At 62.8% G+C, this 5,069-nt stretch carries 3 protein-coding genes, 1 tRNA gene and 1 pseudogene; 3 read left to right on the top strand and 2 right to left on the bottom strand.

Features of this window, described 5'->3' with window-relative positions; genetic code table 11:
* Positions 1-271: pseudogene (locus AC5IJH_RS18225) on the top strand (UTP--glucose-1-phosphate uridylyltransferase); the annotation flags it as partial.
* Between the two features lie 54 nt (positions 272-325).
* Here AC5IJH_RS18225 and AC5IJH_RS18220 read toward each other — a convergent pair.
* Together AC5IJH_RS18220 and AC5IJH_RS18215 are read right to left on the bottom strand one after the other, a co-directional pair.
* The gene (locus AC5IJH_RS18220; RefSeq protein ID WP_491904247.1) at positions 326-1,588 is read right to left on the bottom strand and encodes an arsenic transporter; all 1,263 of its coding nucleotides are present in this window, start codon (positions 1,586-1,588) and stop codon (positions 326-328) included.
* A 173-nt stretch (positions 1,589-1,761) separates the two neighbouring features.
* Positions 1,762-1,837 (bottom strand) — tRNA-Ile (locus AC5IJH_RS18215).
* Positions 1,838-2,098: 261 nt separating this feature from the next.
* Here AC5IJH_RS18215 and AC5IJH_RS18210 point away from each other — a divergent pair.
* Both AC5IJH_RS18210 and AC5IJH_RS18205 read left to right on the top strand, forming a co-directional pair.
* Positions 2,099-2,749, top strand: a complete 651-nt coding sequence (locus AC5IJH_RS18210; RefSeq protein ID WP_491904246.1) for a hypothetical protein — start codon at positions 2,099-2,101, stop codon at positions 2,747-2,749.
* A gap of 152 nt (positions 2,750-2,901) precedes the next feature.
* On the top strand, positions 2,902-5,069 hold a 2,168-nt coding region (locus AC5IJH_RS18205; protein WP_491904245.1), incomplete at its 3' end, for a hypothetical protein.

Genomic DNA, 5,069 nt, shown 5'->3' with positions numbered 1-5,069 from the left:
AAAAAATGCAATCATCGGCCGTTACATTCTCACGCCGCGCATCTTCGAGCTGCTCGAGACGATTCCGAAGGGTGCAGGCGGCGAACTGCAACTGACCGACGGCATCAAGGGGCTGCTCGCGACGGAAAAGGTCTACGGCTACACCTTTACCGGCAAGCGCTACGACGCGGGCGACAAAGCGGGCATGCTGCAGGCCACGGTCGAGTTCGCGCTGAAGCGCAGCGATCTGGGGCCGAGCTTTCGCGAGTACCTGAAGGGCATGTCGCTCTAAAACACTCCGGGACGGCGACGCTCGTCGCCGTCCTACCGTCTCCATTCAGCGTTTCTAATGCACCAGCATGTGCAGCAGGATCGCTGCGCCCATGCTCGGGAGCAGCGCGCACGGCATCGCGATCGCACCCACGCGCAGAAATTGCCAGAAGCTGACCTCGATCTTCTCCTTGCGCAACGCGATCAGCCACAGGATAGTGGCGAGCGAGCCGGTGACAGAGAGATTCGGCCCGAGGTCCACGCCAATCAGCACGGCCTGTGTCAGCAGCTCGTGCGCATGCGCGGTCGACAGCGTGGCGCCGGCGAGCAAGCCGAGCGGCAGGTTGTTGACGAGGTTGTTCGCGACCGCCACCGCAAAGCTGGTGAGCAGGGCGCCGGCCCCCGACGACAAATGCTCCGCCCACGCCAGCGCTGCTGTGGTCCAGCGCAGTGCGCCGATACTGCGCATGGCGTCGACCAGCACAAACAGTGCCGCGACCAAGCCGAGCGTGCCCCAGCTGATCTCCCGCACGAGCGCGAGCGGACTGCGTCGTGTGCGGATCGAGAGCACCGCGGTGACTGCGAGCGCGGCCAGACAGGTCGGCAGCCCGAGGTCTCTGCCAAAGGCGGACGCAACCAGCAGAATCACCACCACTGCGGCGAGCCCGGCGAGCACGACCTTGCCCTCCGCCGGTAGGGGCTTGTCGTTGACGTCCGCCTCGGCCGCGCCGTTCAGCTCTCGCCGGAACACCACTCGCAGAACGGTGTAGGTGGCGGCAACGGAGAGCAGCGACGGCAGCGCGAAGAGCAGCAGCCAGCGCGCGAGCGGCGGCATATGGGAGTGGAAGACGACCAGGTTTGCCGGATTCGAGATAGGCAGAACGAACGACGCAGCATTCGCGATCAGCGCGCAGGCGAAGAGGTAGGGCAGCGGCGGAACCTTGGCCCTGCGCACCGCGACCAGAATGGCTGGCGTGAGCACAACCGCGGTCGCATCGTTTGACATGAAGATGGTCACGACTGTGCCGATGCCATAGATGAGCGTGAACAGGCGCACGCGTGAGCCGCGCGCGTGGTCCACGGCAGTGGCGGAGAGCCAGTCGAAGACGCCGTGCTCGCGGGCGAGCTCCGACAGCAGCATCATGCCGATCAGGAAGAGGTAGACATCGGTGCCTTCGGCGACGGCCCGTCCGGCCAGCCGGAGCGGTATCAGCCGCAGGGCGACCAGCAGCACGGCTCCACCGCCGACCCAGTACACCTCCGCGATGCCGCGGGGCCGGACCAGCATGAGCACGATGCTGAGCAGAACGATAAGAGAGAGGAGGAGGGGAGCGTGCATGCTCAGCCGCGGCTGTCTTCCTCCCCTTCGCCATGCGGCAAGATGAACGCCTGCTCGTGTGACGGTCCGTCACTGTCCCAGGACGCAACGCAGAGTACGAGTCGCCGCTCGCGCTTTGGTCAAGCCACATGCTCGCGCGACGTGGGCCGTGATCGTGGGCAGCGCGACGGATCTGGTGGGCCCAGAGGGATTTGAACCCCCAACCAAGGGATTATGAGTCCCCTGCTCTAACCGTTGAGCTATGGGCCCTGCATTGGCGGCAGCCGCAGATGTGAGTGTAGCGGGTCGCCGCCGGTTGATTTCGACCTGAGGCTGCCGGGGAAGCCGCGCGCGGTCGGAGCGCAGGAATGGCCTTCCGCCTCCCTGACCAGGCCTTTTCCCTCGAAAAGCGTCCGCACAAAGAAAAAATGCAGCGGCATGATACGAACGGCGCAGCGTCCTTGTTAACCCTACCAAGCGGCCAGAAGACTTCGCAGCACCCGGCCAGATTTCGATCTCAGGAGACAGGACATGAACGCAAAGAAGTTGGCACTCTTCGGGGGCTCCGCGGTGATCGTTGCCGGGGGCCTGCTCTATTCGCTCGGCATCCTTCCGCCAGCCACCGCCCGCGACGGGCAGGGCGCCATCGGGCAGCGCCAGGTCTACCGTGCCGACCAGCCGGCTGATGCCTCCGTGAACCCGAATGACGCGCCCGTCGCCATCAAGGCAGACGCTGCGGATGCGAAGAACTCGCAGACGCCGGAACTGCAGACGGGCGAGTTGTTCCAGATGAAGAACGGCCAGCTCAGCCAGCTCAGCAACGGCGTCCACGCGGAGATGAAGAGCGGGCAGATGGTGCAACTGGCGAACGGCATGTCGTACCAGCTCAGCAGCAGCCAGCTCCATCAGGCACTGAAGGGCAACGAGATGTACTTCCAGATGCGGAATGGTCAACTGCATGAGCTCCGCAGCGGCGGGCTGTACCAGCTGAGCAATGGTATGAAATATCAGATGAAGAGCGGCCAGCTTCACCAGCTGACCAACGGGCAGATGTTCCAGCTGAGCAATGGCATGACCTACCAGATGAAGAATGGTCAGCTTCACCAGCTGAACAGCGCGCAGATGCAGGCCGGCATGCAGTCGCAGATGAGCACCCAGATGAGCAGCCAGCTTAAGCAGTAAGCGGAACGAGTTTCGGGCGCCGCTGCTCACTGAGCAACGGCGCCCTCTTTTTCGTTCCCCGCGTTGCTCCGACTGCCGTATTGTCTGCTCAACACACGCGAACCACTGGAGTCGGGATCAGGCCTCGAAGACGTTTCACCTCTCTTCGCGCCGTGGCGGCGCTGCTGTTGTGCCTCTCGCTCGCAGGCGTTCTGCCGGCGCATGCGGAGCCTCGGCTCTACAGTCAGGAAACCGAACACTTCCGCGTCATCTACTACTCGCCCGAGCATGAATACCTGGCTCCGCTGCTGATCCGCTCGCTCGAGAATGCGGAGACGTTCTATCGCGAGAAGTTCGGCTATGAGCCGCGTGGCAAGGTCACAATCCTGATCCAGGACTTCGACGACTCTGGCTACGGCGGCGCCGGAACCGTGCCCGCGAACTTTATCCAGATCGGCATCGAGCCATTCGACCTCGTGTTTGAGACACTGCCCTCCGCCGAGCGCATGGGACTGATGTCCAAGCACGAGATGATGCATATCGTGATGGGCGACGAGACCGCGCCACGTGACGCGAGATTCCGGACGCTGTTCTCGGGCAAGATCCTGCCGAACGTCGACGACCCGATCTCGATTCCCTTCAGCTTTCTCGGCAATCCGCGCGTCTATTCGCCGCGATGGTTCCATGAGGGAGCGGCCGTATTCATGGAGACATGGATGGGCGGCGGCCTGGGACGGGCGCTCGGCGGCTACGACGAGATGGTGTTCCGCAGCATTGTGCGCGATCGCCGCTATATGTACGACGTGGTCGGCCTTGAGTCCGAGGGGACGTCGGCCGACTTCCAGGTGGGCGCTAACTCGTACTTATACGGCACGCGCTTCATGAACTATCTCGCGCGCCAGTACGGCCCGGAAAAGCTGACCTCGTGGGTCGTCCGCAACAACACCAGCCACGCCTACTTCGAGCGGCAGTTCGAGGAGGTGTATGGCTCGTCTCTGCGCGATGAGTGGCATCGCTGGCTGGCGTTCGAGCGCGAGTGGCAGGACAACAATCTTCGACTGATCCGGCAGTATCCGGTCACGGCGGTCACGCCTATCTCGCCCAGAAATCTTGGTTCCATTTCGCGGTCTTTCTATGACGCGCAGACGAATGCCATCTATGTTGCTGTGCGGCGCACCGGGGCCATGCCGTATCTCGCGGCGATTCATCTCGACACCGGGCGCGTGGAGCACCTCACGGATGTGCAGGGCGGCGCGATCTACGATGTCACTTCGCTCGCGTTCGATCCGGACCAGCGGCGTCTCTTCTTCACCACCAACAACACGCATGGTCTGCGAAGCCTGCACAGCTTCGATCTGAAGACGCGCAAGCGCAGCATGATCGGTCGCAACCTGCGCGTCACCGACCTCGTGTTCTGCCGCAAGGACGCATCGCTCTGGGGCATGCGGCACAACAACGGCCTGTCGAGCATCGTGCGGTTTGCGTCGCCGTTCCGCGGCATGCAGGTGCTTGAGACGCTGCCCTACGCGTCGGATCTCTTCAACCTGGATATCTCGCCCGACGGCACACAACTGACCGGCGGCATGATCGACGCCACCGGAACGCAGCGGCTGGTGCGCTACCAGACAGCGGACCTGCGAGCGGGAGAGACAAAGCACGAAGTCCTCTACGACTTCCAGTTCAACTCACCCGACAGCTTCACCTTCTCGCCGGACGGCCGATATCTCTACGGATCGTCGTATCTGACGGGCGCGTCGAACCTGTTTCGCTTTGACCTGGAGACAAAGAAACTCGATGCACTTACAAATTCGGAGACTGGACTGTTCCGGCCCATGCCGCTCCCGGACGAAAGTGCCGCGGCATTCGAGTACTCGGCCCGGGGCTTCCGCCTGGTGAAGCTGCCGGTCCGGGTAATCGAGGACGTCAACGCGATTCCGTACCTCGGGCAATCCGTCGTCGAGAAGCACCCGGAGCTGAAAACCTGGAAGCTGCCTTCGCGCAACAACATCGACGACGTCCGACTGCGCACCTATGCAGGCGAGTACCGTCCGCTGCGCAACATGAGCCTGCAGTCGGTCTACCCCATCGTGCAGGGCTACCAGGATGCGAAAGCTGGCGGTTTGCGTCTGGACTTCGGAGACAGCCTCGGGCTGAGTCACGTCACTACGACGGCGTCGTATTCTCCGGGCGCGTCGGCGGTGCGGGATCGCCTGCACTTCGGCATTGAAGCGAACTACTGGGAGTGGCTCGTCTCCGCGTATTTTAACAAGGCAGATTTCTATGACTTATTCGGTCCGACCAAGGTGGGCCGGCGTGGATTCGGATTAGTTGGTGAAAAAAA

Origin of the sequence: Candidatus Dedyshia acidiphila, from assembly GCF_051025295.1 — a bacterium.
In the GTDB taxonomy this organism is placed as follows: domain Bacteria; phylum Acidobacteriota; class Terriglobia; order Terriglobales; family Acidobacteriaceae; genus KBS-83.
The sequence above is the reverse complement of the archived record's forward strand: the minus strand, read 5'-3'. Positions and strand labels throughout refer to the sequence as shown.

Coding starts and splice junctions, on each gene's coding strand:
- AC5IJH_RS18210 (WP_491904246.1), top strand. CDS start 2,099: ATGAACGCAAAGAAGTTGGCACTCTTCGGGGGCTCCGCGGTGATCGTT.
- AC5IJH_RS18220 (WP_491904247.1), bottom strand. CDS start 1,588: ATGCACGCTCCCCTCCTCCTCTCTCTTATCGTTCTGCTCAGCATCGTG.